This is a genomic window from Siphonobacter sp. BAB-5405, from assembly GCF_002872335.1.
Classification (GTDB): Bacteria; Bacteroidota; Bacteroidia; order Cytophagales; family Spirosomataceae; genus Siphonobacter.
This window is the reverse complement of record NZ_NJAG01000203.1, coordinates 1-935: the sequence shown is the minus strand read 5'-3', so window position 1 is coordinate 935 and position 935 is coordinate 1. Positions and strand designations below refer to the sequence as shown.

General features: G+C 40.0%; 2 protein-coding genes and 1 pseudogene. All 3 read right to left on the bottom strand.

The features are described from left to right. Nucleotides 1-122: 122 nt before the first annotated feature. Nucleotides 123-341 (bottom strand): Fic family protein, encoded by a 219-nt coding sequence (locus BWI97_RS29450; RefSeq protein WP_102203491.1) that lies wholly within the window; start codon nucleotides 339-341, stop codon nucleotides 123-125. Between the two features lie 41 nt (nucleotides 342-382). Beyond that, nucleotides 383-694 carry a hypothetical protein gene (locus tag BWI97_RS27040; protein WP_146011106.1) on the bottom strand — a complete coding sequence of 104 codons (312 nt, stop codon included), beginning with the start codon at nucleotides 692-694 and terminating at the stop codon, nucleotides 383-385. A 42-nt stretch (nucleotides 695-736) separates the two neighbouring features. After that, nucleotides 737-935: pseudogene (locus BWI97_RS28835) on the bottom strand (transcriptional regulator); the annotation flags it as partial.

Genomic DNA, 935 nt, shown 5'->3' with positions numbered 1-935 from the left:
TTTATTCCATTTATGCTTGTTGCATAACTTGAATTATGTTAAGCATTACACAAATTAGGATATAGTCCGGTGCATCTTCTCCTTTAGTAGTTAAGCTTAGTTACTGCTTAGTTACTGCTTAGTTACTTTTGATTCTCTTCCGCTAGCCAACGAGCCATATTCTTTCCTCTTTCGGTAAGCATATACCGCTGTAATGGACTATTAGGTCTTGTTTTGATAACTTGACTAACTATTTTTAATACAAGTAATGGCTCTAGGTACCGTTCCACATTCTTAGTCTGATTACTCAAGCCAATCCCTTTTAAAACCTCTTTTCTTTTCATGGGGGGATTATTAGCCATGGCTGAAATAATGGCAAGCGAAAGAGGCTCTAGTTTTTCTACTACCGACTTATAGGTTTAATCTGTTCTTGAGAGAGTGGAATTTCTTCGTTAGCGAAGATATGATCTAAATAATATTTTAATAATGCATCCGTTTTCAGTGGCCGGAAATTAACGGAAATCTTTTCTTCTTTCTTGGTGAATTCAGGATGTATGGGAAAGGTGACTTCAAAGTACGTACGCTCGTCATCAACGTCAAATTCAGCCACTGGGGAGCCGTTCTGCTTCAAAGATTTCATAATCAAAGCTATACCCGTGGCATGACCTTCCGTCAGTCGTAAGGCTTTCAGGAAATCGCCCAATCTTCGATTCACGACTTACGTAGCTGGGGTGCCCAAGGCGTAGATCATCCAGCTTTACAGACCGATCAGGCCTCCCGAATTAAAAAGTATAATCTTATCTGGATGGATAAATACCTTAATGGGTTCTCTGACCTGATAATCCCGGTGAAAAATGCAGTTAGCAATGGCTTCTTGTAAAGCAATCAAGGGGTAATTGAAGACCCGAATCGATTCTGCCTGGGATTCGAGCTTGATCACCTTCTCTAAAAGTACC